The organism is Kitasatospora sp. NPDC058218 (assembly GCF_042882445.1).
GTDB lineage: Bacteria > Actinomycetota > Actinomycetes > Streptomycetales > Streptomycetaceae > Kitasatospora.
Genome location: NZ_JBHVWC010000042.1, coordinates 24835 through 51677, shown reverse-complemented (window position 1 = coordinate 51677; position 26843 = coordinate 24835). Strand labels below are relative to the sequence as shown.

General features: G+C 74.3%; 23 protein-coding genes and 1 riboswitch. Of the genes, 13 read left to right on the top strand and 10 right to left on the bottom strand.

The annotated features are described in order from the left end of the window. Window positions 1-571: 571 nt before the first annotated feature. Window positions 572-1216 carry a response regulator gene (locus tag ACFVYI_RS25545; RefSeq protein ID WP_387889495.1) on the bottom strand — a complete coding sequence of 215 codons (645 nt, stop codon included), beginning with the start codon at window positions 1214-1216 and terminating at the stop codon, window positions 572-574. Next, entirely contained in the window at window positions 1213-2652 is a 1440-nt protein-coding gene (locus ACFVYI_RS25540) for a sensor histidine kinase (RefSeq protein WP_387889493.1), read from the bottom strand. The genes ACFVYI_RS25545 and ACFVYI_RS25540 overlap by 4 nt, the downstream gene beginning before the upstream one ends. Before the next feature lie 170 nt (window positions 2653-2822). Between ACFVYI_RS25540 and ACFVYI_RS25535 the strand changes: the two genes are divergently transcribed. From ACFVYI_RS25535 to ACFVYI_RS25500, 8 genes are all read left to right on the top strand, one after another. After that, window positions 2823-3383, top strand: a complete 561-nt coding sequence (locus ACFVYI_RS25535) for a heme-binding protein (RefSeq protein ID WP_387889491.1) — start codon at window positions 2823-2825, stop codon at window positions 3381-3383. A 204-nt stretch (window positions 3384-3587) separates the two neighbouring features. Further along, on the top strand, window positions 3588-4004 hold the full coding sequence (locus tag ACFVYI_RS25530; protein WP_387889568.1) for a PPOX class F420-dependent oxidoreductase: 417 nt from the start codon (window positions 3588-3590) through the stop codon (window positions 4002-4004). 43 nt (window positions 4005-4047) lie between these two features. Next, entirely contained in the window at window positions 4048-4461 is a 414-nt protein-coding gene (locus ACFVYI_RS25525) for a hypothetical protein (RefSeq protein ID WP_387889489.1), read from the top strand. Between the two features lie 153 nt (window positions 4462-4614). Then, complete coding sequence (locus tag ACFVYI_RS25520) at window positions 4615-5490, top strand: NAD(P)-dependent oxidoreductase (RefSeq protein WP_387889486.1); 876 nt, start codon at window positions 4615-4617, stop codon at window positions 5488-5490. 97 nt (window positions 5491-5587) lie between these two features. Next, window positions 5588-6169 carry a GNAT family N-acetyltransferase gene (locus ACFVYI_RS25515; protein ID WP_387889483.1) on the top strand — a complete coding sequence of 194 codons (582 nt, stop codon included), beginning with the start codon at window positions 5588-5590 and terminating at the stop codon, window positions 6167-6169. Window positions 6170-6280: 111 nt separating this feature from the next. Next, a complete protein-coding gene (locus tag ACFVYI_RS25510) occupies window positions 6281-6859 on the top strand; it encodes a flavodoxin family protein (RefSeq protein WP_387889481.1) in 579 nt (192 codons plus the stop codon). 413 nt (window positions 6860-7272) lie between these two features. Further along, complete coding sequence (locus tag ACFVYI_RS25505) at window positions 7273-8454, top strand: LPXTG cell wall anchor domain-containing protein (protein WP_387889479.1); 1182 nt, start codon at window positions 7273-7275, stop codon at window positions 8452-8454. 182 nt (window positions 8455-8636) lie between these two features. Continuing rightward, complete coding sequence (locus ACFVYI_RS25500; RefSeq protein WP_387889477.1) at window positions 8637-9857, top strand: hypothetical protein; 1221 nt, start codon at window positions 8637-8639, stop codon at window positions 9855-9857. A gap of 16 nt (window positions 9858-9873) precedes the next feature. Here ACFVYI_RS25500 and ACFVYI_RS25495 read toward each other — a convergent pair whose 3' ends face one another. Continuing rightward, entirely contained in the window at window positions 9874-10632 is a 759-nt protein-coding gene (locus ACFVYI_RS25495; RefSeq protein WP_387889474.1) for an aquaporin, read from the bottom strand. Window positions 10633-10988: 356 nt separating this feature from the next. Between ACFVYI_RS25495 and ACFVYI_RS25490 the strand changes: the two genes are divergently transcribed. Beyond that, window positions 10989-11765 carry a MerR family transcriptional regulator gene (locus ACFVYI_RS25490; protein WP_387889471.1) on the top strand — a complete coding sequence of 259 codons (777 nt, stop codon included), beginning with the start codon at window positions 10989-10991 and terminating at the stop codon, window positions 11763-11765. A gap of 25 nt (window positions 11766-11790) precedes the next feature. Here the strand turns inward: ACFVYI_RS25490 and ACFVYI_RS25485 are convergent, their stop codons facing one another. Further along, window positions 11791-12828: a helix-turn-helix domain-containing protein gene (locus tag ACFVYI_RS25485; RefSeq protein WP_387889468.1), complete on the bottom strand. Its 1038-nt coding sequence runs from the start codon at window positions 12826-12828 to the stop codon at window positions 11791-11793. A gap of 242 nt (window positions 12829-13070) precedes the next feature. Between ACFVYI_RS25485 and ACFVYI_RS25480 the strand changes: the two genes are divergently transcribed. Both ACFVYI_RS25480 and ACFVYI_RS25475 read left to right on the top strand, forming a co-directional pair. After that, complete coding sequence (locus tag ACFVYI_RS25480; RefSeq protein ID WP_387889466.1) at window positions 13071-13763, top strand: RNA polymerase sigma factor; 693 nt, start codon at window positions 13071-13073, stop codon at window positions 13761-13763. Beyond that, window positions 13760-15172: a hypothetical protein gene (locus tag ACFVYI_RS25475; protein WP_387889465.1), complete on the top strand. Its 1413-nt coding sequence runs from the start codon at window positions 13760-13762 to the stop codon at window positions 15170-15172. The genes ACFVYI_RS25480 and ACFVYI_RS25475 overlap by 4 nt, the downstream gene beginning before the upstream one ends. A gap of 54 nt (window positions 15173-15226) precedes the next feature. Here ACFVYI_RS25475 and ACFVYI_RS25470 read toward each other — a convergent pair whose 3' ends face one another. Both ACFVYI_RS25470 and ACFVYI_RS25465 read right to left on the bottom strand, forming a co-directional pair. After that, the gene (locus ACFVYI_RS25470; RefSeq protein WP_387889462.1) at window positions 15227-16726 is read right to left on the bottom strand and encodes an aminopeptidase P family protein; all 1500 of its coding nucleotides are present in this window, start codon (window positions 16724-16726) and stop codon (window positions 15227-15229) included. A 181-nt stretch (window positions 16727-16907) separates the two neighbouring features. Continuing rightward, window positions 16908-18392: a PP2C family protein-serine/threonine phosphatase gene (locus tag ACFVYI_RS25465; protein WP_387889461.1), complete on the bottom strand. Its 1485-nt coding sequence runs from the start codon at window positions 18390-18392 to the stop codon at window positions 16908-16910. Window positions 18393-19017: 625 nt separating this feature from the next. On the opposite strand from ACFVYI_RS25465, the gene ACFVYI_RS25460 reads away from it, so the two are divergent. Then, window positions 19018-19656 carry a bifunctional DNA primase/polymerase gene (locus tag ACFVYI_RS25460; RefSeq protein WP_387889458.1) on the top strand — a complete coding sequence of 213 codons (639 nt, stop codon included), beginning with the start codon at window positions 19018-19020 and terminating at the stop codon, window positions 19654-19656. Window positions 19657-19982: 326 nt separating this feature from the next. Here ACFVYI_RS25460 and ACFVYI_RS25455 read toward each other — a convergent pair whose 3' ends face one another. The 4 genes from ACFVYI_RS25455 to ACFVYI_RS25440 all read right to left on the bottom strand — a co-directional run bounded on the left by ACFVYI_RS25455 (window position 19983) and on the right by ACFVYI_RS25440 (window position 24701). Then, window positions 19983-20969, bottom strand: a complete 987-nt coding sequence (locus ACFVYI_RS25455) for a DUF5926 family protein (RefSeq protein WP_387889456.1) — start codon at window positions 20967-20969, stop codon at window positions 19983-19985. 162 nt (window positions 20970-21131) lie between these two features. Beyond that, window positions 21132-21740: an ATP-binding protein gene (locus ACFVYI_RS25450; RefSeq protein WP_387889565.1), complete on the bottom strand. Its 609-nt coding sequence runs from the start codon at window positions 21738-21740 to the stop codon at window positions 21132-21134. 531 nt (window positions 21741-22271) lie between these two features. Further along, a complete protein-coding gene (locus ACFVYI_RS25445) occupies window positions 22272-23096 on the bottom strand; it encodes a glycerophosphodiester phosphodiesterase family protein (RefSeq protein WP_387889455.1) in 825 nt (274 codons plus the stop codon). Window positions 23097-23231: 135 nt separating this feature from the next. Beyond that, a complete protein-coding gene (locus ACFVYI_RS25440; protein ID WP_387889454.1) occupies window positions 23232-24701 on the bottom strand; it encodes a purine-cytosine permease family protein in 1470 nt (489 codons plus the stop codon). Next, a riboswitch (TPP riboswitch) is annotated at window positions 24694-24842 on the bottom strand. Its footprint overlaps the gene before it by 8 nt. Before the next feature lie 278 nt (window positions 24843-25120). On the opposite strand from ACFVYI_RS25440, the gene ACFVYI_RS25435 reads away from it, so the two are divergent. Then, window positions 25121-26815 (top strand): S1C family serine protease, encoded by a 1695-nt coding sequence (locus ACFVYI_RS25435; protein WP_387889453.1) that lies wholly within the window; start codon window positions 25121-25123, stop codon window positions 26813-26815. Window positions 26816-26843 lie beyond the last annotated feature (28 nt).

Genomic DNA, 26843 nt, shown 5'->3' with positions numbered 1-26843 from the left:
GGTGGCGGGGGGGGCGGGGGGGGGGCCGCGGCGTCTACCGGGGGTTTTGCGTGGGGGCCCCGGGGCGGCGGGTCGCGTCCCCCCCCGCACGCCCCCCCCGCCTTCCCAGCACACGGCATCGGCGCGCCGTACCCCCCGACTCCCCGGCCCCTCGCCGCACCCCCCTGGCAGCCACCCTCCGGCGAGGGTGGGACGCACAGGCCCCGGCGAGGCCCCACCACCGGGGGCGTCGTTGATCTCCACGCTAACAAACCGAGTGGTTGGTTTGTCAATAGCGAGGTCCACGAAACATCCACATTCCCGAAGTGGGCCTTCGGGTGCATCCGGTCGGGTGAGGGGGCGTCACCGATCGAGGGCCGGGAAGGCCTTCTCCCGCAAGGGTGATCCGTGTACGTGCCGATCGGCCTTCGAAGGGCCCGCGGGGGAGGGCGGAGCAGCGTGGACGAGGGGTCGGGGCTCGTCCGGCCTCACCCGTTCGGCCGAACGCGGACCGGGTGCCGGGCGTCCGCCGAGCCCGGAACCGGACACTCCGGGGGCATGTGTCCGGTACGGAGCGGTACCGGACGGGCGCTCAGCGCAGCAGGCGGCGCTCCTTGGCCACGGCCACCGCGCCGGCCCGGGTGTCGACCCCCAACTTGTCGTAGATCCGGCCCAGATGGGTCTTCACCGTGGCTTCGCTGATGAACAGCGCCCGGGCGATCTCCCGGTTGCCCAGCCCCTGCGCGAGTTGGGCGAGGATCTCCTGCTCACGCTCGGTCAGCTGCGGTACGGGGGCGCGCATCTGCGCCATCACCCGGGAGGCGACCGGCGGCGACAGCACCGTCCGGCCGCGCGCGGCCGCGTGCACCGCCGCGAACAGCTCCTCCGGCCGTTCGGCCTTCAGCAGGTAGCCGGTGGCGCCCGCACCGATCGCCCGGGTGATGTCGGCGTCGGTGTCGTAGGTGGTGAGCACCAGGACGTGCGGTGCGCCGGGCGCGGCGGTGATCCGCCGGGTGGCCTCGACACCGTCGATGCCCTCGCCGAGCTGGAGGTCCATCAGCACGACCTGCGGCGCCAGCCGGGCGGCCAGCTCGACCGCCTCCTCGCCGTCGCTCGCCTCGCCCACCACCTCGATGTCACCGGCGCTGGCCAGCAGCGCCAGCAGGCCGGCCCGGACGACGGCGTGGTCGTCGCAGACCAGCAGCCGGACCGGAGGCGTCGCGGGGGCAGTGCTCATCGGGACTCCAAGGGGGCTCGGCGGGGCTCCAGCGGGATCGCGGCGGAGACGACGGTGCCCTCGCCGGGGGAGCTCTCCACGGTCAGGGTGCCACCGAGCTGCCGCAGCCGGGCCCGCATCGCGGGCAGGCCGTGACCGCGTCCGCCGCCGGTGGCGCCCACCGGGCCGGGGGCCGCGCCGCCGGGCCCGACCGGGTGGAACCCCCGGCCGTCGTCGGCGATGTCCAGCACGGCCTGGTCGCCGAGGAAGGAGAGGGTCAGTGCGGCGGCCGAGGCCCCGGCGTGCTCCCGGACGTTGGCCAGCGCGCCCTGGGCGATCCGCAGCAGCGCCGACTGGGTGGCGGCGGGCAGCGGCACCGGGGCGCCGTCCAGATGGAAGCGGACCGGCAACCCGCTCTCGGCGGACTCCCGCTCGGCGAGCGAGCGCAGCGCCTGGTCCAGGGTGCGGCCGTCGGCGAGTTCGGCGGGCGCGAGGTCGTGGACGAAGCGGCGGGCCTCGGCGAGGTTGCGGGCCGCCACCTCGGCGGCGGTGCGGACGTGGGTACGGGCCGTCGCCGGATCGGCCTCCCAGGTGCGGTCGGCGGCCTGAAGCAGCATCTGCTGGCTGGAGAGCCCCTGCGCGAGGGTGTCGTGGATCTCCATGGCCAGCCGCTCCCGCTCGGCCAGGGTGCCCTCCCGCCGCTCGGTGGCGGCGAGTTCGCGCCGGGCGCGGACGAGGTCCGCGATCAGCGCCCGCTGCCGCTCGGCCTGCCGTTCCATGTACAGGAAGACGGCGGTGGCCAGCGCCGCCACCGCGGGTGGCAGCAGCACCAGGTTGGCGTCCACCCCGCCCGGCAGCCGGACCTCCCCGATCACCACCAGCAGGGTGAGCGCGGCCACCAGCGGGATCGCCGCCCGGGCGGGCAGGGTGCGCAGGGCGGTGTAGACCAGCGGGACGGCGCACCAGGAGAAGCTCGGCGCCACCAGCACCAGCACCACCCAGAGCGCGACCACCAGGGCCAGCGGCCAGAGCCTGCGCCGGCGCCCGGGGGCGGGCGGCCGGCGGTGCGCCAGCCAGGAGCCGACCGGCTGGGTGACGGCCAGGGCGAGGCCGAGACCGATCACCCAGGGGATGCGGGGGTTGCCGGGGTGGTGGCTGAGGTAGCGGCTGAGCGCGGTGGCGAGCAGCAGCAGGAAGGCGGAGTCGAGCAGGACGGCGAGCCGGCCGGCGTCCGGGCCGTCGGCGGCGAGGAGGCCGGCGTCGGGGGCGGCGTCCCGGGTGGCGGGGTCGGCGGCGGGGTCGGCGGCGGGGTGGGTGGCACCGGTGTCCGGCTCGCCGCCGGCGGGACGGTCCTGCTGCACGGGGCGGCTCCTTCCACGCTGCTGTCGACACTCCTGGCCCGCCGCGCTGACCTGCGCCGATCCCTCGATGGTGACCCGTCCGACCGGGGCGCGCATCAGCCGATCGGTTGACGGGGCCGTCCTCCATCATGCGCGCCGGCAGCCGCCGGACCGTCGATGTGCCCGGGGGGTCGGCGGCCGGAGGATCGGTACCGAAGCCGTCGAGCCCGACCTGGCCCCCTGATCCCGGCCGTGGCCCCCCGACCGATCCGACGAGGAGCTTGACCATGAAGAAGACCTCCGTGCGCACCCGGGTGCTGACCGGTACCGTCGCCGCCGCCGCGCTGGCCGCCGCCACCGTCGGCGCCGTCTCGGCCAGTGCCGACACCACCGAGACCCCCGCCGTCCCCGCCGCGGTGAAGGCCGACACCCAGAACAAGAACCTCACCCAGACGACCGGTCTGACCATCGAGGCCGCCACCAAGGCCGCCCAGGCCACCCTGGACGCGGCCACCAAGGCCGGCCAGCACGTCTCGGTCGCGGTGGTGGACCGCGACGGCATCACCCGGGTGCTGCTCAAGGGCGACGGCGCCGGCCCGCAGTCGCCGGAGTCCGCCGAGCGCAAGGCGTTCACGGCCGTCTCCTGGAACGCGCCGACCTCCGAGCTGGCCAAGCGCCTGGCGCAGGCGCCCAACCTCAAGGACATCCCGGGCACGCTGTTCCTGGCCGGCGGCGCCCCGGTGCAGGCCAAGGGCGCACCGGTCGCGGCGATCGGCGTCGCGGGCGCGCCCAGCGGCGACCTGGACGAGCAGTTCGCCCAGGCGGGTGTCGCGGCGCTCGGCAAGTAGGGCCCGGCGGGCGGAGGACGCCCGCCGCGGCGGCCGGTGCACCGGAGCGGACCCCCGACCGCTCCGGTGCACCGGCGTCCCCGTACCCGGCGTCCCCGTGCCCGGTGGTTCCCGCGTCGGGTGGTGCCCCGCGTCCGGCCCAGCGGGTCTGCGGTATCCGCTGCGCCGGAGCGCCGGAGCGGCCAGGATGAACGCATGCCCCACATGACCGAGGCCGAATGGCGTGCGTTCCTCGCCGCCGGCACCCGTACCGCGAAGATCGCCACCACCCGGGCGGACGGCCGGCCGCACGTCGCGCCGGTCTGGTTCCTGCTGGAGGGCGACGAGATCCTGTTCAACACCGGCGCCGGCACCGTCAAGGGCCGCACCCTGGCCCGGGACGGCCGGGTGATGATCTGCGTGGACGACGAGCGGCCGCCGTTCTCCTACGTCCTCGTCCAGGGCACCGCCCGGCTCGGCGACGATCTGGCCGAGGTGCGCGACTGGGCCACCCGGATCGCCGCCCGGTACATGGGCGAGGAACTCGCCGAGCAGTACGGCGCCCGCAACGGCGTCCCCGGCGAGCTGCTCGTACGGGTGAAGATCGAGAAGGTCAGCGCAGAACACGGGGTGGCCCATTGAAAAGCCTGTGCCGCTGTCAGTGGGGCGTGGCAGGCTTCCCGCTATGACGGCGTGGACCCTCAACGACATCGAACGTGCGATCCGCTCCTCCTGGGGTGTCGACACCTGTGCGCCCGAGGACTTGGCCCACTGGCGTCCCGACAATCCCGCCCGTGGTCAGTGCGGGGTGACGGCGATGGTGCTGCACGACCTGCTCGGCGGCGAGCTCATGATGGGCGAGGTGCACGTCGGCGGCGTCCGGACGGACCTGCACTGGTGGAACCGGTTCGCGACCGGCTTCGAGATCGACCTCACCCGCGAGCAGTTCGGCCCGGACGAGCGGGTCGGCCCCGGTCGGCCGGTCGCCCGCCCGCAGCGCCCGGGGCGGCTCCAGGCCCAGTACGAGCTGCTCCGCCACCGGGTCGTCGCCGAGCTGGAGACCGGCCGGGCCCGGCTGCCGGAGCGTGCGTGCGCCTGATCGCGGCGGAGCCGGTGGGCTGACGTGCTGACGTACAGTCGGGACGAATGGATCGTGGCCGGCCGGTCCACCCTGATCCGGCCCACCTGATCCGGCTTCTCCGGCCCGGCCGGTCGGTTCGCCGGGCGACGACGGGAGTGTGCGATGGCCGCGATGACGGTCGGATTCGTGGGGCTCGGCGCGATGGGGCAGGGCATGGCCGCCAGCCTGTTGCGGGCCGGTCACCCCGTCCGGGTCTGGAACCGCTCGCCCGGGCCGGTGGCCGCGCTGGTCGCCCAGGGCGCGCAGGCCGCCGACGGACCGGCCGACGCGTTCGCCGCCGAGGCGGTGGTCTCCATGCTCGCCGACGACGCCGCGGTCGAGCGGCTGCTGCTCGACCCCGCCCTGCTGGCCGGAGCCCGGGCCACCGTGCACGTCAACATGGCGACGGTCTCGGTGGCGCTCGCGGAGCGGGCCGAGGCCCTGCACGCCGAGCACGGCGTCGGCTACGTCGCCGCGCCCGTCCTCGGCCGACCCCCGGTGGCGGCGGCCGGCGAGCTGAACATCCTGGCCGCCGGCGACCCGGAGGCGCTCGCCCGGGCCGAGCCGCTGCTCGCCGCGATGGGGCGGCGGACGTGGCACTTCGGCGCGAGCCCGAGCCAGGCCAACACCGCCAAGATCAGCACCAACTTCCTGCTGGCCTGCGCGATCGAGTCGATGGCCGAGGCGTGCAGCCTGGCCGAGGCCAACGGCGTCCGCCCGACCGACCTGGTCGAGATGCTCACCGGCACGCTCTTCCCCGGGCCGGTCTACTCCGGCTACGGGGCGATGGTCGCCGAGCGCCGGTACGAGCCGGCCGGCTTCAAGCTGCCGCTGGGTCTCAAGGACGTCGACCTCGCGCTCACCGCCGGTGCCGCGGCCCGTGTGCCGCTGCCCTTCGGCAGCGTGCTGCGGGACGCCTTCCTCGACGCGCTCGCGCACGGCGACGGCGAGAAGGACTGGGCGGCCGTCGCGGCCGTCGCCCGCCGCCGGGCGGGCCTGCCGGCGTAGCGGCCGGAGGGCCGGGCCCGGGCTTGGGCCTCCCGGGCCCGCCCGCGGCGGTGAAATCCCGGTGCCCGGCCGGTGGCCGGCCGACTAGGGTCACGGCGTGACGCTCACGAACGAACCCACGCCGTGGGACCAGCAGTCGGTCCGCACCGAGCGGTTGGAGCTGCGCGCGGTCGGGGTCGAGGACCTCGCCGCGCTGTACGAGATCAACACCGACCCCCGGACCTGGCGCCACCTCCCCGAGGGCCGGCACCGGGACGAGGCGACCACCCGGGCCTGGATCGGACGGGCCGCCCGGCGCTGGCAGGAGGACGGCCTGAGCTACTGGACGGCGCGACTGGCCGGCGACGGCACGGTGGTCGGCGTCGGCGGCGCCCAGCTCCAGGCCGCGACCGGCTACTGGAACCTCTACTACCGGCTCGCGCCCGCCCATTGGGGGCGCGGCTACGCCACCGAGCTGTCCCGCGCCGCGATCACCGCAGCCCACCGGCACGCGCCGGCGGTGCCGTTGGTCGCCTGGATCCACAGCCACAACGCCGACTCCCGCAAGGTCGCCGACCGGCTCGGACTGACCGACCAGGGCCTGCGCCGCGACCCGACCCAGGGCGACCTGCTGCACCTCTACGCGGACCGGCCGCTGCCGCTCGCCGAACCGCTGCCGCCCGCCGAACCGCTGTCCTAGCGCCGGGCCACGTACTGCTGCGGTGCCGAGCCGCTGCCGCAGCGCCCGTCGGGGCCGTCGAAGCGCTGTCGTAGGCTCGGGGTTTCTGTCACCGTCCGCACGGGGGTCCTGATGTCCGAGCACGCCGCCGGCGCCGAAGCGCCGCGTTCGTTCCTCTTCCTGAACGCCAGTTCACGCAGCGACGGCAACTCAGAGCAGCTGGCCCGGCTGGCCGCCGAGGCGAGCCTGCCGGCCGGCGCCGAGCAGCGGTGGCTGCGGCTGAGCGAGCACCCGCTGCCCCCGTTCGAGGACCGCCGGCACAGCGACGACGGTGGCTTCCGCACGCCGTCCGGCCATGAACGCACCCTGCTGGACGCCACGCTGGCCGCGACCGACCTGGTCTTCGTGGCGCCGGTGTACTGGTACTCGCTGCCGACCAGCGCCAAGCTCTACCTCGACCACTGGTCCGCCTGGCTGCGGGTGCCCGGGGCGGACTTCCGCGCCCGGCTGTCCGGCGGCACCATCTGGGCCGTCACCGCCCTGGCCACCGAGCCCGACAAGGCGGACCCGCTGATCGCCACCCTGCGGCTCTGCGCCGACTACATGGGCATGCGCTGGGGCGGCGCGCTGCTCGGCAACGGCACCCGCCCGGGCGACGTGCTGAACGACGAGCGGGCGCTGGTCGCCGCCAAGTCCTTCTTCGCGGGCTGATCCAGGCCGGTCGTGTCCGGTCCGATCCGGTCTGATCGGGGCCGACCGGGGCTGACCCGGGCCGGGCCGGGCAGACCGGCCGCCAAGGGGGCGGTAGGTTGTGGTCCGGCCGCCCGACGGCGATTTTCCGCCACCGCAGGGCCACCGGCGGCAGCGTTCCGGACGTGTACCGGTCATGCTGGAGCCACCTGGTGGTTGGCCACAAAAGCCTTATGAAGTGACGGAGTTGGTCCAATCGGACAGTATCCGGTCAGGGTGGTGCACGAAGGGTGGCACCCGCCTTCCGGAGTGGCTGGATCTTTCGGTAGTCTCCGTCGGACTTTCAGCTTTGTGGGGGGACCACTGTTCGGACAGCCCTGTCCTTCCGCGCTCCCGGGCCGCGCCCGGACTCTCTCGTGAGGTCTTCCTTGCCCATGTCCATACGTCGCAGTTTCGCCCTCGCCGGCGCCGCCGCCCTCGCCTCCTCGATGGTGCTGGCCGGTGCCCAGGGCGCCGTCGCCGTCGGCACCACCGGCTCCCCGTCCGCCGCCGCGGCGCCGCAGGCCGACAAGGCCTCGCGCCAGAGCCTGGACCTCTCCGTGCGCGGGGTGCCGGACACCTTCGTCGCGGGTGGCGACGCCCGCGAGTTCACCTTCCGGATCGACAACTCGACCCGGCACGACTTCGTCTTCATCCCGCTGCTCAAGTTCAAGAACCGCGCGGGCAGCCTGGAGGCCGGTGACCTCAAGGTCGAGTACCAGCTGCCCGGCGGCGGCTGGCTGCCCGGTTCGGTCGCCCCCGGTGGCGGGGACTCCGACGACGACGCGGTGCTCATCCTGCTGGGCGGCGTCGACTCCGACGACGCGCTGCTCGGCGTGAACCGGGGCAAGGACGTCTCCATCAAGGTCCGCGCCTCGTTCACCAAGGACGCCCCGCTCGGCAAGGCCGGCGTGGTGCCGGTGGTCTTCTCCGAGCAGCTCGACGACCAGACCCACGAGCCCGTCGGCAACGGCCACTTCAGCTGCGACGGCATCACCGGCGCCGGCTTCACCATCAAGGCCGGCAGCAAGCCGAGCCCGACCGCCAGCCCGAGCACCGGCAAGCCGAGCCCCACGGTGAAGCCGACCGGCAGCCCGTCGGCCAGCCAGTCGCCGAGCCACTCGCCGTCGGCGACCGCGACCACCACGGCCACGGCGACCGCCACCGCGACGCCCACGCCCACCGCCACCACCACGCCGTCGGCGACGGCCACCCCGACGCCGTCGGCCACGGCCACCGCCTCGGCGTCGGCCAGCCCCTCGGCGTCCGCCACCGCGTCGTCCTCCGCGACCGCGCAGCCGACCGGTTCGACGACCTCCGCCGCGCCCACCGGCGGTACCGGCGTGCAGGAGCCGATCGACTTCCCGGTGACCGTGCCGGCCGTGACGCCGCCGAAGCTCACCCCGGCCGCCGTCACCAAGGCCAAGACCGCGGCCGACAACGCCGACAAGGCGCTGGCCCAGACCGGTGGCGGTGACGACACCACCGTCATCGCCATCGCCGGTGGCGCCGTCCTCGCGGCCGGCGCCGGCACCCTCGTGCTGCTCCGCCGCCGCAAGTCCGCCCAGCAGGGCTGACACCGGCTCCGCTGAGCACCCGGCTCCACTGAGCACCCGGCCGTGCCGGGTTCCCGGTTCGGCCCGACGACCGCGCCCCCTCGGGTGTCCCTCCACCGGACACCCGAGGGGGCGCGGTCGCTTCCGTCAGGTCGCATAGGATGACCGGCCGAAGGGGGCTCGGCGTCGGGAGAGGTACAGGGGTGCGGGGAGCACGGTCGGCACGGTCCACCACCGACTACGAGGCCGCAACCGGGCGGATCGCCGGTCTGCCGGTGCGCAGGCACCACGTCCTGCTGGTCGGCTGGACGGTTCTCTGGTTCCTGCTGGTCGAGCCCAGCGGCGGCTTCTCCTGGCACTACCTGCGCCAGGGCGAGGAACTGCTCTTCAGCGGCCAGGCCGACGGCGGGCTCTCGCTCTACGCCCACCACCCCGAGCTGCAGATCGGCCCGGTGAGCCTGGCCGTCGCCCGCCTCTTCAGCCCGTTCCCCGCGCACACCGGCCAGGTGGTGGCCGAGGCGGCGATGTCCGGCCTCGGCCTGGTGATGCTCGTGCTGGTCGGCCGCACCGCCGCCCGGTACTACCTGGGCACCGGCACCAACCACCGTCGGCTGCAGCAGCGACTGCTGGTCGCCGGGCTGGCGTTCATCCCGATGTGGGTGGAGGTCTCGGTCCGCTTCGCGCACCTGGACGACGTGCTGGCGCTCTTCTTCACCACCCTCGCCGCGCACGCGCTCAGCCGGGGCCGGGCCGTCGAGGTCGGCGTCTACCTGGCGCTGGCGGTGGACTCCAAGCCCTGGGCGCTGGCCTTCGCCCCGCTGGTCCTCGCACTGCCCCGGCCCGCCTGGCTGCGCACCGCGCTCTGGTTCGTCGCCCTGGTGGCCGTCGCCTGGCTGCCGTTCTACCTGGGCAACCTGGACACGGTGGCGGCCGCCAAGTTCACCATTCCCAACCAGCCGGCCTCGGCGCTGCGCTGGTTCGGGGTGACCGACCCGACCACCCCGTGGTGGGACCGGCCGCTGCAGTTCGGCCTGGGCCTGGCGCTGGGCAGCATCGCGGTGTGGCGCGGCAGGTGGCCGGCCGTCGTGCTGCTGGGAGCGGACGCCCGGATCCTGTTCGACCCCAGCGTCTACACCTACTACACCGCGTCGATCCTGCTCGGCACCCTGCTCTGGGACGCGGTCGGGCAGAAGCGGCTGGTGCCGTGGTGGAGCTGGATCGCCCTGGCCGCGCTCTACGGCGGCACGCTGCTGATCCCGTCCGACTCGGCGCGCGGCTTCGTGCGGCTGGCCTTCGTGGTGCTGTCGGCCGCGTACGTGCTGCTCTGGCCCACCCGGCAGGACCGCCGTCCGCGCCCCGGGCAGGACGGCGGCGGCCGGGCCGCCCGGCGCCGCGAGCGGGCGCTGGTGGGGGCGGCGGGCTGACGGCGGTGCGGCCGGCTCAGCCGGCCGTGGTCGCCGGGCCGGGGACGAGATCGCGCGCGTCGTCCGGCACGGAGGCGGGCCGGGCGGGTCCGGAGCGGCCGAACAACGCCGCCGCCAGCGCCAGACCGGCCACCGCCCCGGCCAGTTGGGCGAGCACGAAGCCGGGGACGGAGCCGGGCGCGATCCCGGTGTAGCTGTCGGTCAGGGCCCGCCCGAGGGTCACCGCCGGATTGGCGAAGCCGCCGGAGGAGGTGGCCCAGCAGGCCGCGCCGACCCAGAGGCCGACCGCCGCCGGGACCAGTCGGCCGCGCCCGCTGCGGCTCAGCCCGGCGACCACCAGCAGCAGCGTCCCGGTGGCCACCGCCTCGCCGAGCCAGAGCGCGCCGCCGTCGCGGGCGTGTCCGGAGGGTTCGACGAACGGCCGCCCGAACATCGCGTTGGCCAGGCCCGTCCCGGTGACCGCGCCGACCACCTGCGCGGCGGTGTACCCGCCGAGTTCGGGCAGGGTCGGCCCGCTGCCGTCGCGCCGGCCGGCCCACCACACGCCGACCGTCACCAGCGGGTTGAAGTGCCCGCCGGAGACCGGGCCGAACAGCTCGATCAGGACGGCCAGGGCCAGTGCGGAGGCGCCGACGTCGGCCAGGAAGCGGACCCCGCCGTCCTGGCCGAGTGCGGCGGCCTGGATGCCCGCGCCGACCACGACGGCGGCCAGCGCGGCCGTGCCGACCGCCTCCGCGGCCAGCCGTCGTACCAGGGGCGCAGCGGTGGTGGTCATGGCGCCATGGTCGCGGCTGCCGTCCGGCCCCGGCAATAGGCGGCTTCGTCCAAGCCGGGGCCCGTCCGGGGCGCTCCGCTCGGAGACTCGCACGGGGCCGACGGCCCCCGGGGCGGGACGGGGCAGCGGGGCGGGACGGGCCCGACGGGCGGGACGGCCGGACTGGCTCGCACGGAGCCGGCGCCGCGCGGCCCGTGACCCCCGGCCCGCGAGACTGGGCTTGACCCTCACGCAACGGGAGGCGGGAGGGTCGTGGTCAGAGAGAAGGGAGCAACCCGGATGAGCGAGGGCAGCGAGCGGGTCGGGGGAAGGAGCGCGCGTCGCGAAGCGACCGCCGAGCGCGGCGAGGTGGGCGCATGAGCGGCGACTACTCGGTCGGTGCGGTGGCGAAGATCGCCAAGGTCACCGTCCGCACCCTGCACCACTACGACGAGATCGGACTGCTCGCCCCCCGGGGGCGCACCCCGGCCGGCTACCGCCGGTACCGGGACACCGACCTCGACCGGCTGCAGCGGATCCTGTTCTACCGCGAACTCGGGTTCCCCCTGGAAGAGATCGCGGCCATCCTGGACGACGACTCGGTCAGCCCGAGCGAGCACCTGCGGCGCCAGCACAAGCTGCTGACCGACCGCATCAGCCACCTCCAGGAACTGGCCGCGGCCGTCGAACACGCCATGGAGGCACAGAAGATGGGCATTCAGCTGACCCCGGAGGAGAAGTTCGAGGTCTTCGGCGAGTCCTACCAGGAGGACTGGGAGACCGAGGCCGAGCAGCGCTGGGGCGACACCGACGCCTGGGCGCAGTCGCAGCGCCGTACCGGCTGCTACGGCAAGGACGACTGGCAGCGGATCAAGGCCGAGACGGACGCGCTCAACGCCCGTCTGGTCGAGGCCTTCACCGCCGGCGAACCGGCCGACGGCGGCCCGGCCATGGACCTCGCCGAGGTCCACCGGCAGCACATCTGCGACAACTTCTACGACTGCACCTTCGAGATCCACCGCGGCATCGCCGGGATGTACGTCGCCGACCCGCGGTTCACCGCCACCTACGAGCAGCTCGCCCCGGGCCTCGCCCAGTGGCTGCACGACGCGATGCTCGCCAACGCGGCGTTGCGCACCGGCGGGCAGGAGTAGGCCCGGCCCCGCCGTCGCGGGGGAGTCAGGCCACGCCGAGGCCGAAGCTGCGCCGGTAGGCGGTCGGGGAGGTGCGCATCACCCGGCCGAAGTGATGGCGGAAGGTCGCGGCACTCTCGAAGCCGACGGCGGTGGCGATCTCCTCCACCGAGCCCTCCGGGGATTCGAGCAGAGGCAGGCTGGCCGCGATGCGCTGGGTGACGACCCAGCGCATCGGGCTGGTGCCGTTGCGGGCGGTGAAGTGCCGCAGGTAGGAGCGGTCGGACATCCGGGCGGCCCGGGCCAGCAGGGAGATCGTCAGCGGGGCGGACAGGTGGTCCATCGCCCACCGCATGGACCGGGCGATGCCGTCGTCCGCCTCCTCGACCGGCCGGACGGCCGCCTCGATGAACTGGGCCTGCCCGCCGTCCCGGTGCGGCGGCACCACGAAGCGCCGGGCGACGCTGTTGGCCACCTTGGCACCGTGGTCCCGGCGGACCAGGTGGAGGCAGAGGTCGATCCCGGCCGCGCTGCCCGCGCTGGTCAGGACGGAGCCGCTGTCCACGTACAGCACGTCCGGGTTGACCCGCACCGACGGGTGGCGCTGCTGGAGCAGCTCGGCGTACCGCCAGTGGGTCGTCGCCTCGCGGCCGTCCAGCAGACCGGCGGCGGCCAGGGCGAAGGCCCCGGAGCAGATCGAGACGATCCGGGCGCCGCGCTCGTGCGCCGTGCGCAGCGCGGCGACCAGCCCGGGGGAGACCTCGCCGCTGAAGGCGTTCGGCACCCCGGGGATCACCACGGTGTCGGCGGCGGCGAGGTCGTCCAGGCCGTGATGGGCGGTCAGGGAGAAGCCGCCGACCGACCGCAGCGCGGTGTCCGGCCGGTCGGCGCAGACCTTGAGCCCGTACCAGGGGGCGGCCAGCAGCCCGCTCAGCTCGGGCCGGGCCAGCCCGAAGACCTCCACCACCACACCGAGCTCGAACGGTGTCATGCCGTCGAAGGCGTACACCGCGACGTCGTGCACCGGCTCCGGCCGCCGTCCGATCGCGACGGCCACCGGGCCGGTGGTCTGCTGGTCGGCCATGAGGTCCCCTCGGGCTGCGCGGCGGGTGGCGGGATGCCGGTGAGTGTAGTCGTGCCGGCCAGGCCGGAATCCTCCGGAAAGTCACCTGCAACCCCGGCCCTCGCCGCGCGTCCATCCATACGGGGGGCGGACGATGCCGGCAGCCGAGGCGATGGCAGGATTCCCGCCGATAACGATCTTGATCATGTGTCATGACGGTCCGGTCCACGCCGGGCGCCGTCCCGGGGGAAAGCAGAGCGCGGATGTCCATGGCCATCGGGCCGATTGCGGGACGCGGGAGGAGCGGCGGCTTCCTCCGCTCCGGACTGGTCGGGCTGCTCTTCGGTGCGCAGGAAGCGGGTGGGGCACCCGTCCTCCCCGGCGCCTCGTCGAGCTCCGGGCAGGAGGTGGTGCAGCGGCGGGCGGGCTTCCGACTGCTGCGCGGCGGGCGCCGGACCGAGCCGGATGAACGACCCACCCTGACCGAGCTCTACCACGCGCACCGGCTGGGCCTGGTGCGGATGGCGGTCCTGCTGGTCGACCACCAGGACCTCGCCGAGGACGTCGTCCAGGAGGCCTTCACCCAGCTCTACCAGCGGCACGGCGAGCAGCTGGAGGACTTGGACAACGCCCTCGGGTACCTGCGCACCAGCGTCGTCAACGGCGCCCGGTCGATGCTGCGCCGCCGTAAGACCGCCCGCGAGTACGTCCCTCCGCACGAGGCCGACGCGCCGTCCGCCGAGGACCACGCGGTGCTCAACGACGAGCACCGGCGCGTCCTGGTCGCCCTGCAGGAGCTGACCTCCCGCCAGCGTGAGGTGCTGGTGCTGCGCTACTGGTCGGACATGTCCGAAGCACAGATAGCCGAGACCCTGGGGCTGTCCCGGGGCGCCGTGAAGTCCACCGCCAGCCGGGCCTTGGACGCCTTGGAAAAGCATCTGGAGAAGGTTCGATGACCGACAAGCTTCCCCGCCGCACCGGCGGTGACGGTGACGGGCCGGACGACACCCCGATGGAACGGCTGCTCCGCGAGGCGATGAGCGCCCGGGCGATGCGGATCACGGCACACGACCTGCGTCCGGCCGCGCCGCCGAGCCGGCGGGTGCGCCGGCTGAAGCCGGTCTACCTCGCCGCGGTGCCGCTGTTCGGCCTGGCCGCCGCGATGGCGTTCGGTGTGCTCGGCTTCCGCGGTGACACGGTGGCCAAGCAGGAGGACCCGGGCCCGGCGGCCACCGTCACGGCCACCGTGAGCCCGAGCGCGAGTCCGACCGCGGAACCGACCCCCTCCGAGAGCCCGACGGCCGCGACCACTTCGCCGGCCGCCGACCCGACGGGGGGCAGCGTGACCGAGGCGCCGGTCGGTGCCCCGAGCACGACGGGCACCCCGACCACCACCACACCCCCGGCGGCGCCGTCGACGCCGTACACCTTCCGCGGCGTGAAGCTGAAGATCCCCGACGGTTGGCGGGCCGTCACGGAGGGCGCCCAGGGGGAGGGCGTACGGCTCTGCCTGCTGAGCCCGGGCGCTCCGGCCGGCGCGGCCTACAAGGACTGCGATCCGTACGGTGCGGAGCTCGCGGTGTACGACGCGGAGCCCGTCACCTGGCCGTCGATGGGCGACCTCGACGCCTCCGGTGGTTGGGGCCACCAGCCCTACTGCCCGGTGTGGGGCAATCCCCACCCCGCGGACGACCAGCTGAAGAGCTCCCCGCCGGTGAAGACCACGCCCACCGTGGCCGGCCGCCCCGCGCGCAAGTCGCAGTGGCAGGTCACCTGCAACGCGAAGGAGTCCTTCACGGCGCAGATGTGGGCCCTGCCCAAGGACCAGGTGTACGTGACGGCGATCGGTCTCAAGTCCGACTACCAGGCCGGACTGCAGGCGATCGTCAACAGCCTGGACGTCAGCGGCCACACCTCGCCGTACGCGAACGACGTGAGCGTCTCGGTCGCCGGTCTCACCGCGGGGCAGAAGGTGCCGAACGACGGGACCCCGGTCGAGTTCGCGGTCACCTTCAAGAACACCGGCAAGACGAACTACGACACGACGAAGGCCGTGGTGTACGCGGACCCCTACCCGGGTGCGCCGCCCGGGAAGAAGCGGACCTCCACGCTGGACCGCCGACAGGGGGGCGCCTGGTCCCCGATGGAACTCTGGGGGCTCAACAGCTTCTCCGGTCTGGAGAACGGCTATCCGGTCTCCGTCGCCCCGGGTCAGAGCGTGACGGTGAACTACCGGCTGACGCTGACCACCGACTACGGGCCGGGGACCCTTCCGCTGGTCATGAGACTGGAGATGTCGGACGGCGCCGGGAGCTACCGGTTGGCCGGGGAGAGCACCGTCCAGCTCCAGGTGGTCGCCAAGTAGCGCACGCGCCACGGGCCCGGCCCCCGTTCGGGGAGCCGGGCCCGCGTGCGTCGGTCAGGCCAGTGAGGCCATCCACGCCTCGACGTCCTCGGCGCGGCGGGGCAGGCCCGCCGAGAGGTTCTCGTTGCCGTCGGCGGTGACCAGGATGTCGTCCTCGATCCGGATGCCGATGCCGCGGTACTCCTCGGGCACCGTCAGGTCGTCCTGCTGGAAGTACAGGCCGGGCTCGACGGTGAGCACCATGCCGGGCACCAGCAGCGCGTCGACGTGCTCCTCGGTGCGGGAGTGGGCGCAGTCGTGGACGTCCAGGCCGAGCATGTGGCCGGTGCCGTGCAGGGTCCAGCGGCGCTGCAGGCCCAGCTCCAGGACCTTCTCCAGGTCGTACACCGAGGCGTCCAGCAGGCCCCAGGCGAGCAGGCGCTCGGCCAGCACGCGCTGCGAGGCGTCGTGGAAGTCGCGGAACCGGGCGCCGGGCCTGACCGCGGCGATGCCGGCCTCCTGGGCGTCGTACACCGCGTCGTAGATCTTGCGCTGGAGCGCGTTGAACCGGCCGTCGATCGGCAGCGTGCGGGTGACGTCGGCGGTGTAGAGGGTGTGCGTCTCGACACCGGCGTCCAGCAGCAGCAGCTCGCCCGGGCGGACCTCGCCGTCGTTGCGCACCCAGTGCAGGGTGGTGGCGTGCGGGCCGGCGGCGCAGATGGAGCCGTAGCCGACGTCGTTGCCCTCGACCCGGGCGCGGCGCCAGAAGGTGCCCTCGATCCAGCGCTCGGAGGTGGCGACGGCCTGGCCGAGCTCGCGGACCACGTCGGTGAAGCCGTTGACGGTGGCGGTGCAGGCGGCCCGCAGCTCGCCGATCTCCCACTCGTCCTTGACCAGCCGCAGGCCGCTCAGGAACTCCTTGAGCCCGGCGTCCTTGTCGGCGTCCAGCACGTCGGAGAGCGCGGCCTCCAGGCCGGCGTCGTAGCCGCGCACGATCCGGGTCGGGACGGCGTCGGCCGCGGCGCGCCCGGCCAGCTCCTCGGCGGCCTTGCGGACGTCGCGCACCGGCAGGCCGAGCAGCCGCTCCTGCTCGGTGAGGCTGTGCCGGCGGCCGACCCACAGCTCGCCGTAGCCGTCCAGCCAGAACTCGCCGTTCTCGCGGTCGGAGCGAGGCAGCAGGTAGAGGCCGAAGGCGTGGCCGGTCTCGCCGGTGGGCTCGGCGACCAGCACCGCGTCCTCGGTCTGGTCACCGGTGAGGTGCACGTACTCGCTGGCGGCGCGGAAGTTGTAGTCGGTGTCGTTGGCCCGGACCCGCAGGGTGCCGGCCGGGACGACCAGGCGCTCGCCGGGGAAGGCGGCGGAGAGCCGGGCGCGGCGCTCGGCGGCGTACGGGGCCTGGGCGACCGGGGTGAGGCCGTGCAGTTCGGTGTCGGCCCAGCCGGACTTCATCGAGGCGGCCAGCTCGTCGGAGACCTCCGAGTACAGGCCGTTCTTGCGGCCCTTGAACTGCTGCGGCTCCTCGCCGCCGGTGGCCTCCGGGTTCTCGGCCACCGCGGGGGTGCGGTCCTCGGTCACGTACGTCGCCTCCTTGCGCGGGTGCCGCCCATGGGGGTCCCCCGGGCGAAGGCCGGGGGGCGTCGGATCGCGACACACGTGGGCGGCCGTGCGTCCATGGTACGGACGCCCGGCCGCTCGACCTCCGGCGCCCTTCGGCCGGGAGGTACCGCTGCGGGGCCGTGGCCCCGGGCCCCGGGGGCTACTCGAAGCGCGCGGCCAGCAGCATCAGGTCGTCGGTGGCGGGCCCGGTGCCCCGGTCCGCGCAGACGGCCAGCAGGTGGGCGCAGAGTCGGTCCGGGTCGATCCGCACGTCGCGCGGGGCGTCGGCGGCGGCCCGGCGCAGGTTGGCCTGCCCGGCGTGCAGGGTGGGGCCGAAGCGGCGGGCCAGGCCCTCGGTGTAGAGCACCAGGGTGTCGCCGCGCCCGGCGGTCAGCTCGACGCCCGGCGCCTCCCAGCAGGAGAGCATGCCGAGCGGCGCGGAGAGCGAGGTCTCCACGAACTCGGCCCCCTGCCGGGTGACCAGCACGGGCGGGCAGTGCCCGGCCCCGGCCAGGGTGATCCGGCGCTCGTCGGGTTCGATCCAGGCGTAGAGGGCGGTGGCGCTGCGGGCCGGCTCGGTGGTCTTGAGCAGCAGCTCCAGGTCCCCCAGGACGGAGACCGGGTCCTCGCCCTCCAGGACGGCGTAGGCCCGCAGCGCGGCCCGGACCCGGCCCATCGCGGCCGCCGCGCCCGGGGCGGAGCAGGGGCCGGCGCCCGGTCCGTCGCCGGAGACGCTGCCGACGGTCAGCCCGACGGTGCCGTCGGGCAGCGGGATGGCGTCGTACCAGTCACTGCCGACCGAGCGGTCCAGCCCGGCCGGGACCAGCCGGGCGGCCAGCCGCAGGCCGGCGGGTTGCGGGAGGCGGTCCGGGAGCAGGCCGGCCCGCAACGCCTCGGTGGTGCGCCGGACCTTCTCCGCGTCCAGTTGCTTGGCCAGCAGCGGGGCGGCGACGTCGCAGTACCGGCGGACCAGCTCGCGCTGGCGCTCGGTGGGCTCGGCGGGCCCGTCGTAGAACCAGAGGACGGCGGCCAGCGGGCCGTCCTCCTCGGTGGCGAGCGGGAGGCCGTGGCAGCCGCCGAGGCCGAGGTGGGCGGCGAGTTCGCGCAGCCGGGCGCCGGTCGCGGGGTCGTCGGCGAGGTCGTGCGACTGCACCTGGGCGGGCCGGTCGTGCTCGCGCAGCAGCCGGGCGACCAGGCTCTGTTCCGTGGGCACCGTCTCCAGCGCGCCGAGGCTGGCCCGGTCGAGGCCGTACCCGATCGGCTGGCTGGGCCCGCCGCCGGGCAGCGCGGTGACCAGCAGGGCGCGGTGGGCGCCGAGCAGCGCGGTGCCGGAGGCCAACACGGCCTCCAAGGTGGCCGTCAGGCCGCGGGCGCGGGCGAGCCGCTCGGTGTGCTCGTGGAGGCTGGTGAAATCGGACAGCCGTCCGGCCAAACGGTCCTGCAGGCCGGCCGGGGGTGCGGTGCGGCCCTCCGGGGCGCCGGCCGGCCCGGTAGCGGTCCGGGGCTCGTCGGCGGGGCAGACCTGCTGCCCGGCCGGTCCGGCGGGGGTCCCGGGGAAGCCCGGATGGTCGAGCACCGAGAGCCCGCGGGGGCGACGGGGATCGCCCGGCTCGGAGGATGTCGACGGTGGGTGGGACTCGGTCATGCCGCCACTCCTGACGCGGTACGTGTCATGCGGAACCCCCAGGTACGGCCGATTGGAGCGAGCACGGCCAAAGGGCGTGTTTCGCCTCGATTCGCTACTACTCGTCATTGATCGACAGCAATGCCACCACTTCTACACAGGCCATTCGGGGCATGTCCAGATCCATGACGACGCGGGTGGCCGGTTCCCCGCCGCGTTCCCCGCCGCGTTGCCCGTCGCGTTGCCCGTCGTGCGAGGCCCGGCCCGGGGACCGCTCCGTTCGTGCGCGCCCCGGCCGGGCCCGAGGGCATGGAGCGGCCGGAGAACGGGCAGAACCGTCAGGACGGTTCCCACGGCCGTCCGGATCGTATGCTTTCGCCGCCCGTCGGCCGGGTCGGCCGGAAGTCACTCACTCGTACGGTGGAACCAACCGCGCCCGGGCGGCGTCCATCCGGTCGCATACGGGATTCTCGTTCCAAGGGCTGTTCTCATCCGCGGCTCTTTCATGTCGTGCTCCACACCGTGCTCCACCCCCGCCACGCCGCTCGCCAAGCCCGCCAGCCCGGTTCGGGCCGGTGCGGCGTTCCCCGATGTGGGCAGGCGGGGCCGGAGCGACCCCGAGCGGTCACGGAAAGGAACGAGCGTCATGCGCGAGAACTCGAGGAGCCGGTCGGCAGCCCGTTCCGTCCGGCTGGCCGCCGCCCTGGCCGCCGCCGTCGACCACCGCTGGCCGGTCGTCCCCGGCACGCTGCTGCTCGGCGGCCACTGTTCGTGCGGGGACGAGGACTGTTCCGTTCCCGGCGCCCACCCGCACGACCCGCCGCTGCTGGCGGCCACCACCGACGCCCGGATGGTGCGCTGGTGGTGGGAGCGGCAGAGCCCGGACGCGCCGGTGCTCGCGGCGACCGGCGGGACGGTCTCGGCGGTCAGCCTGCCCGCGGCGGCCGGCGCCCGGGCGCTGGCCTACCTCGCCGCGCTGCGGCTCCCGCTCGGCCCGGTGCTGTCGATGCCCGGCCGGTACGCGATGCTGGTGGCCCCGTACTCGCTGGATGCGCTCGGCGAGATGCTCGCTCAACTGCCTTGGGTCCCGGGGTCGTTGCGGTACCACGGGTCGGGCGGCTTCCTGCCGCTGCCGCCCGGCGGCGGGTCGGGGGGCGGGGTGCGCTGGGTGCTGCCGCCGCGCCCGGCGGCGGACGGCAGTGTGTGGCTGCCCGAGGTCGGGCCGCTGCTGGGGGAGTTGGTCGAGGCGACGGTCCAACTGGACAGCGGGCGCTCGGCGTACTGACCGGCGCTCCGGCGGGGCTCCCACCGGCGGCATCGCCCCTGCTCCTGCCCGCGCTCTCGTCCGGGTCGGGGGCGGGCTGATGCGGCGGGCGGGGGCCGGCCGGGCCGGGCCTGCGGTGCCGGTCGGCGTACTGATCGGGCACGGTCCACCGGCCGGGCCGGAAAACAAAAGATCCGGCCGCTGGCGACGGGGGATGCACCAGCGACCGGACTCTTTAGACAGTAACAAGGATCCGCGCCCGCGCCAATTTCCAAGAGGCCCTGCCCGCCCGGAAATTGCAGTACCGGCGGCCAATGTGACGCGTATCACCCGGATCCGAGTCCCCTTTAGTTCAGGGTGACCTGACGGTTCACCAGGTTGGCGCGGGCCCGCCGCTCCTCACCGGTCAGCGGCGCGGGGTCGGCCAGCGTCGCGGCGAGCCGCTCGGCGAACTCGGCCGCCGGCTTCTCGCAGTCGGTGGCGGTCATGGCGAGCGGCAGGTCCCAGACCGGGACGGTCAGGCCGTGCGCGCGGAACGAGCCGACCAGCCGGGTGTCCGGGCCGAGCGAGGACTGGTCGGCGGCGGTGAGCCGGGCCAGCGCGTCGAGCAGCTGCTCCTCCGGCACGGTCATCACCCAGCGCAGGTGGTTCTTGTCCGGGGTGCCGCACCAGTACGCGGAGTCCACGCCGGTCAGCTTCTCGGTCGGGATCGCCGAGGCGTTGGCGCGCTCCAGGGAGGCGGCCACCTCGCCGGTGGCGGTCTCGGCGTCCTCCAGCCAGAACTCGAAGCCGGTGTGCACGGCGGGCGTGAACTCGGCCGAGCCGTCCAGCAGGTCCTGCAGGCGGCGGCCGCCCGCGACGGTCCGGCGGGCGGGGACGGGCGAGCCCGGCTCGGCGGCCAGCGCCAGCTCCAGGGCGTCCGCCAGGTCGCGGCTCAGGTCGCCGGAGGCGGACTGGGTCTGCAGGCCGAGCAGGATCGAGCCGTCCTGGCGGCGCAGCGCCGGCCAGGCCAGCGGCAGCACGGTGGCCAGCGTCACCGACGGGACGTCGCCGTTGGCGGCCTCGGCCACCCCGGCGGCCAGCGTCAGCGGCACGGTCGCGGCCGGGACCAGCTCGCGCAGCGCCACCCAGTCGGCCTCGCCGGGCAGGCCCTCGAACGGGCGGTGCACCAGCTCCTGAACGGCGTGCGAGGCCTCCCGGCCGTGGCAGGCCTTGTACCGGCGGCCCGAACCGCACGGGCAGTTCTCGCGGGCTCCGACCACGGGGACCTCACCCGTGACGGCGGTGGTGGACTGGCTGCGCTGCGGCGCCTTCTTGGCGGCCTTCTTGCCCATGGTGCGGCTCTCCCGGTGGCGGTTTTGGTGTGCTCCGGGCAGCCTACTGACGTTCCCCCGGCGCGTGGGCACGCGCCGGGGCGGGGAGTGCCCCGCGGAGGCTGTCGCGGCAGCGTCGGACCGGGTGCCGCCGGGCGCCGCGCGGGGGCGCTCGGGCAGGGGTCAGGCGCTGCGGGCATCACCGCCGGTGCGCCTGGCGTGCCGGGCCCGGGCGGGCAGCGCGGCCCAGACCGTGACCTCGCCGGGCGCGTCGCGCACGCCCCAGTCGCTGGCCAGCTGGTCGACGATGCTCAGTCCGCGGCCGCCGCGCGAGGTCAGCGACGGGCTGGCGGGGGACGGCCGGGTCTGCGCACCGCCGTCGGTCACCTCCACGGTGAGGATCCCGTCCGCGTGCATCTGCCAGCGCACCAGGACGCCACCGTTGCCCTCGCCGTCGTCCGGCTGGGCCTGGGCCGTCGGCTGTCCCCTGCCCTGCCCCGTGGGGCGGGCCGGGGGCCCGCTCGACGCGGGAGCGCCGGTCGCCCTGACCGGTTCGGCCGGCCCCGAGGGGACGGCGACGAGCACCTGGTCGACGATCTCCGCCCGGCCGGAGCGACCGAGCACGGGCAGCGGGCCGAGCGGCCGCGCGTAACGACATGCATTACTCAGCAGTTCGGAAAGGATCAGAACAGCATCATCAATGACCGGTTCCGGTATCTCCCGGTCTCCCAGATCTCGACGCAGTCGGCGCCGTGCGACCCCGACACTCGCTGGGCCGTGCGGCACTGCCATGGTCGATGAAGTCGGCACTTCACGCGCCACCATCAACGCCACCCCCGGACCTCCTTCAGCGTATGCCGAGGGATGGATGCCCCTTGGTAATGGGTCGGAAACGACCGCACGGCGATCCCGCGCGGACATTTCAAGCCGAGCGACAGACGGTGCGCGTCAGGTGATTCCGCGCTCACCCTCTGTCGTGAGAACGCATAATCTCCGACAGAAAACGACGGGGAAGGTTTGAGTCCCTACCAAAGCGACCGTCGACGGACGGGCCCGAAGTGCCGGACAAGGCCGAACTGAGGTGCGTGGTCACCGGGGTTCCCGGGCACGAAGAGTCCTGTGGGACCAGCGGGACTGGTGGGACCCAAAAGTGCTCGATGGTGCTCGACGCGCTCGATGGTGCTCGACGCGCTCGATGGTGCTCGACGCGCTCGATGGTGCTCGACGCACCCCAGGATTCTCGACGGTCCTCGACGGGATGCAGCAGCGCTCGGGAAACCCGTGAACCCGGGGACCGGCGCCGCCCCGCGGGCGCGGGCCGGTTCACCGGCCGAGCTGGGCCAGGACCTCCGCCGGGCGGTTGGTGATGATCCCCGAGACCCCGAGCTCCAGGCAGAGCTCGACGTCGGCCGGCTCGTCCACGGTCCAGACGTGCACCTGGTGGCCGAGCTCCCGCAGCCGCGTCACCAGCCGGGGCCTGGCCCGCACCAGGTCGATGCCCGGACCGGCGATGCGGGCACCGCCCGGCAGCGAGGCACCCGGGCGCAGCCGGCCCTGCAGGGGCAGGGTCCGCTCGAACAGGAACACCCGCGGGTACTCCGGTGCGGCGGCGGCCACCCTGGTCAGCGCCAGCGAGGAGAAGCTCATGATCCGGGCCTGCGGGCGGTCGCCCTCCGGCGCTCCGCCGATCTTGAACCGGTCGAGCATCCGCAGCAGCTCGGCCTCCACCCGGCCCCGGAAGCGGACCGGGTGCTTGGTCTCGATCGCCAGGTCCACCGGGCGTCCGCAGTCGGTGACCAGCTCCAGCAGGCTCTCCAGCCGCAGGACGCCGCGCAGGTCCGGGTCCGCGCTCGGCTCACCCGTCTTCCAGGCGCCGAAGTCGTGCGCCTCCAGCTGGGCCAGCGTCATCGAGGAGACCGTGCCGCGGCCGTCCGAGACCCGGCCGATCCGGCGGTCGTGCACGCAGACCAGGTGCCCGTCGGCCGTCACCCGGACGTCGCACTCGACCGCGTCCGCGCCCTCGTCGAGCGCCCGGCGATAGGCCGCGAGGGTGTGCTCGGGCAGGGCGTGCGAGGAACCGCGGTGGGCGATCACCTGGACGGGCGGCGCGGTGCGCGCCGCCGCCGGGGAGAGGTCGGGGCTGGTCACGCCGTCCACGATAGGCGGCGGAAGTGACACACAGGCGAAGACGGCCCCAACCTGCGGGGCCGTCTTCGCTTCGGCGTCGGGCGTCGGGCTTCCTGCTGCCGCGCTTCGGCTGCTCGGTGCCGGGCGCCCGGCCGGTCAGGCCGCGGTGGTGCGGCGGGTGAGCGGGGTGAGCGCCCAGGTGGCCAGGGCGGGCACCAGGAAGCCGAACAGCGAGGCCGAGGTCCACTCCTGGGGCGTGAAGTGCAGCGCCTCCTGCACCGACGTCCAGAAGTCCGTCCACCAGCCGGCGATCGCGGTCGGCGCGATCAGCTGGTAGACCGCGAAGCCGAGCGCCCAGGGCAGCAGCATCAGCCAGCGGGACGGCGCGTCGTCGGCGAGGTTCCAGCCGCGCCGGCCGGCGCCGAGGAAGTAGTCGACCGCCAGCACCGCGAACATCGGCACGAACACCGAGCCGATCAGGCCGAGGAAGGCGTAGTAGGAGTCGGTGAACTCGGTGATCTGCAGCGCCAGCACGGTGATCAGCAGGCCGGTGGCGCCGGTCAGCACCCGGCGGTCCACCTTCGGCAGCAGGTTGTGGACGGACATCGCGGTCGAGTACACGTTCGCGAAGGACTGGTCGGTCTCGCGCAGCACCAGCACCAGCAGGAAGAACCAGCCGGCCCAGACGCCCAGGAAGGAGTCGAAGATCCGGGTGGCGTCGCCGTCGGCCTGCAGCAGCGCGAACAGGCCGAGCACGTAGCACCAGACCTGGGCGACGGTGTAGCCGGAGAAGCTGCCCCAGAACGCGGAGCGGGCGGTGCGCGAGTGCCGGGTGTAGTCGGCGGCCAGCGGCACGAAGGAGATCGACACCGCGATCATCGCGTCGGTGGCCTTGAGGAAGCCGTGCCAGTTGCCCGCACCCGGGTCGGACACGCCGCCCCGGCCCAGCTGGACGGTGAAGTACACCATCGCCACCGCGACCGCCGCGGCGACGAAGCGGCGCAGCACCGCGATCGCGCCGAGCGGCCAGATGGTCAGCGCGGTGGTCACCGCGCCCGCCAGCACGACGAAGACCCAGCGGTAGCCCTCGGTGTGCGCCACCGTCTGCGCGCCCATCGCGATGACCAGCAGCTCGTACACGCCCCAGCCGATGCACTGGACGATGTTCAGCACCGTCGGCACGTAGGAGAGCTTCGTCCCGAACAGGCCGCGCAGGTTGGCCATCGCCGGCGCACCGGTCCGGGCCCCGATCAGCGCGGCCACGCCGAGCATCGCGGTGCCGACCACGGTGCCGGCCACGATCGCGGTGATCGCGGCGGCCAGCGACAGCTCACTGCCCGGCGCACCGAGCACGGTGGCGGCGGTGGTGAAGCCGATCAGGCTGACGCCGAGGTTCATCCAGAGCGCGAAGTGGTCCCGGAAGCGGAGCGTGCGCGGCGGCTCGGTGTCCAGGACGAACGGGGCCTCGACCCGGTCGGCCCGCTCCGGGCGGTCCAGCACGGCGGTGGCGGCGCCCGTGGAACCGGGAGCGCCGTCGGCGGCGTCGCAAGGATCGGTCGCGGACGACTCGGAGAAACCCTTGGACGCGGGCGCGCCCGAAGAAGAGGATGGCGAAGCAGGCGGCATGGCCGATACTCCCTACGCCGGCATTACCCGGACAGGTTCCGGCGGTCTGCGCCCCCTCGACGGTCCGTCCACGGATCCCGTGGCGTACGGTCGACCGGCGCACTCTCAGCCTGGTGGGTCCAAGCTCCCGCGTGTCAGTTTGGAGCGACAGGCTAACCGGCGCGGGGTTGAACGCCAAGGCCAGGCGTCCGGCGGTCCGCATCGCGGGACGCCGCGGGGCGGCCACGTGAGGCCTTCTGCGCGGGGCCTGCGAGGGGCCTGCCGGGGCCGCTGCCGGGCCGGTTGTCGGGCCGGTTGTCGGGCCGGTTGTCGGGCCGGGCTAAGGATTCTTATGAGTTCTTCAGAGGGGTCCTTACGGCAATCGAATCGATTGTGCGAAAAACTATGGTTGTTGGTCCTGTCAGCTATGGAGGTCGTCCGTGAGCACCGAGCGCGAGGTTGGGCCCACCGGGCCACAGGGGGAGCAGCCCTCCGACGGCCAGGGGGTAGTGGGTCCCGCTCATGACGGTCCGGCGCCCGCCGCCCCGGCCGCGCCGCCGGCCGGCGGGTTCACGCCGACGCTGGCGTTCGGCAAGATCGCCGCCCCGGAGCCGGCACCCGCGGCCCCGGCCGAGCCGGTTCAGGCCCCGGCGCCCGTCGCGGCCGAGACCGGGTACATCGACGCACCTCCGCCGGTCCTGCCGCCCGCCCCGGCCCCGGTGTCGGCCGCGGCCCCGGCCGCTCCGGCAGCCCCGGCCCCCGCGCCGGTCACCAACCCGTACGCCACCCCGGGCACCCCGGTCCCGGCGGCGGCCCACGACCCGTACGGCGCTCCGGCCGCTCCGGCCGCGCCCGCGCCGCACCACCCGTTCGGCGCCGGCCAGCCGCTCGGCGGCTGGGGCGCCCACGACGCCCCGCCCGGCGGCACCGGCACCCCGGGCGGCCCGGGCTACCCCGGTGGCCCGCTCGGCTACCCGGCCGAGTACCCCGGCGCCCCCGAGCCCGGCGGCCCGCGCAAGAAGCGCGGCGGCCTGATCGCGCTGATCGCCGCCGTCGCCCTGGTCGCCGGTGTGGCCGGCGGCGCGCTCGGCGTCACCGTCGCGGACCGCAACGGCGGTGGCATCACCGCCTCGGACGACCACAAGAGCACCACCGTCCAGGCCAACAACACCCAGAAGAACGAGCCCGCCCCCGGCTCCGTCGCCGGCATCGCGCAGAAGGCGCTGCCCAGCGTCGTCACCATCAAGGCGCAGGGCAACGGCGAGTCCGGCACCGGTACCGGCTTCGTCTTCGACACCGAGGGCCACATCCTCACCAACAACCACGTCGTCGCCCCCGCCTCCAACGGCGGCAAACTGACCGTCAAGTTCGCCGACGGCAGCTCCTACAACGCCTCGGTGCTCGGCCGGGCCGAGGGCTACGACGTCGCCGTGGTGAAGCTCGACAACCCGCCCAAGGACAAGCTGACGCCGCTTCCGCTGGCCGACTCCGACAAGGTCAACGTCGGCGACTCCACGATCGCCATCGGCGCGCCGTACGGCCTGGAGTCCACCGTCACCACCGGCATCATCAGCGCCAAGGACCGCCCGGTCGCCTCCGGCGACGAGACCGGCGCGCAGTCCTCGTACATGAACGCCCTGCAGACCGACGCCTCCATCAACCCCGGCAACTCCGGCGGCCCGTTGCTGGACGCCAGCGGCGCGGTGATGGGCATCAACTCGGCGATCCAGTCCAACACTTCCAGCACCGGCCGGGCCGGCAGCATCGGCCTCGGCTTCGCCATCCCGATCAACCAGGCCAAGTGGGTCGCCGAGACGCTGATCAAGACCGGCAAGCCGGTCTACGCCAAGCTGGACGTCCTGCGCAACGACGACTACAAGGGCGACGGCGCGCAGATCCAGACCCGCGACATCCAGGGCACCCCGGCCGTCACCCCCGGCGGCGCCGCCGACAAGGCCGGCCTCAAGCCCGGCGACGTCATCACCAAGCTCGGCGGCAGCCCGATCGAGAACGGCCCGGCCCTGGTCAGCAAGATCTGGACCCACAAGCCCGGCGAGACCGTCGACATCGAGTACACCCGCAACGGCCAGACCCTCACCACCAAGGTCACCCTCGCCGAGCGCGTCGGCGACTGACCGCACTCCCGAAACCAGGTGCACTGAA

Bases quoted from the DNA above. Each gene is read 5' to 3' on its own strand.
- ACFVYI_RS25545 (WP_387889495.1), bottom strand. From the start codon at position 1,216: ATGAGCACTGCCCCCGCGACGCCTCCGGTCCGGCTGCTGGTCTGCGAC.
- ACFVYI_RS25540 (WP_387889493.1), bottom strand. From the start codon at position 2,652: ATGCGCGCCCCGGTCGGACGGGTCACCATCGAGGGATCGGCGCAGGTC.
- ACFVYI_RS25535 (WP_387889491.1), top strand. From the start codon at position 2,823: ATGAAGAAGACCTCCGTGCGCACCCGGGTGCTGACCGGTACCGTCGCC.
- ACFVYI_RS25530 (WP_387889568.1), top strand. From the start codon at position 3,588: ATGACCGAGGCCGAATGGCGTGCGTTCCTCGCCGCCGGCACCCGTACC.
- ACFVYI_RS25525 (WP_387889489.1), top strand. From the start codon at position 4,048: ATGACGGCGTGGACCCTCAACGACATCGAACGTGCGATCCGCTCCTCC.
- ACFVYI_RS25520 (WP_387889486.1), top strand. From the start codon at position 4,615: ATGACGGTCGGATTCGTGGGGCTCGGCGCGATGGGGCAGGGCATGGCC.
- ACFVYI_RS25510 (WP_387889481.1), top strand. From the start codon at position 6,281: ATGTCCGAGCACGCCGCCGGCGCCGAAGCGCCGCGTTCGTTCCTCTTC.
- ACFVYI_RS25505 (WP_387889479.1), top strand. From the start codon at position 7,273: ATGTCCATACGTCGCAGTTTCGCCCTCGCCGGCGCCGCCGCCCTCGCC.
- ACFVYI_RS25495 (WP_387889474.1), bottom strand. From the start codon at position 10,632: ATGACCACCACCGCTGCGCCCCTGGTACGACGGCTGGCCGCGGAGGCG.
- ACFVYI_RS25490 (WP_387889471.1), top strand. From the start codon at position 10,989: ATGAGCGGCGACTACTCGGTCGGTGCGGTGGCGAAGATCGCCAAGGTC.
- ACFVYI_RS25485 (WP_387889468.1), bottom strand. From the start codon at position 12,828: ATGGCCGACCAGCAGACCACCGGCCCGGTGGCCGTCGCGATCGGACGG.
- ACFVYI_RS25480 (WP_387889466.1), top strand. From the start codon at position 13,071: ATGTCCATGGCCATCGGGCCGATTGCGGGACGCGGGAGGAGCGGCGGC.
- ACFVYI_RS25475 (WP_387889465.1), top strand. From the start codon at position 13,760: ATGACCGACAAGCTTCCCCGCCGCACCGGCGGTGACGGTGACGGGCCG.
- ACFVYI_RS25465 (WP_387889461.1), bottom strand. From the start codon at position 18,392: ATGACCGAGTCCCACCCACCGTCGACATCCTCCGAGCCGGGCGATCCC.
- ACFVYI_RS25460 (WP_387889458.1), top strand. From the start codon at position 19,018: ATGCGCGAGAACTCGAGGAGCCGGTCGGCAGCCCGTTCCGTCCGGCTG.
- ACFVYI_RS25455 (WP_387889456.1), bottom strand. From the start codon at position 20,969: ATGGGCAAGAAGGCCGCCAAGAAGGCGCCGCAGCGCAGCCAGTCCACC.
- ACFVYI_RS25450 (WP_387889565.1), bottom strand. From the start codon at position 21,740: ATGGCAGTGCCGCACGGCCCAGCGAGTGTCGGGGTCGCACGGCGCCGA.
- ACFVYI_RS25440 (WP_387889454.1), bottom strand. From the start codon at position 24,701: ATGCCGCCTGCTTCGCCATCCTCTTCTTCGGGCGCGCCCGCGTCCAAG.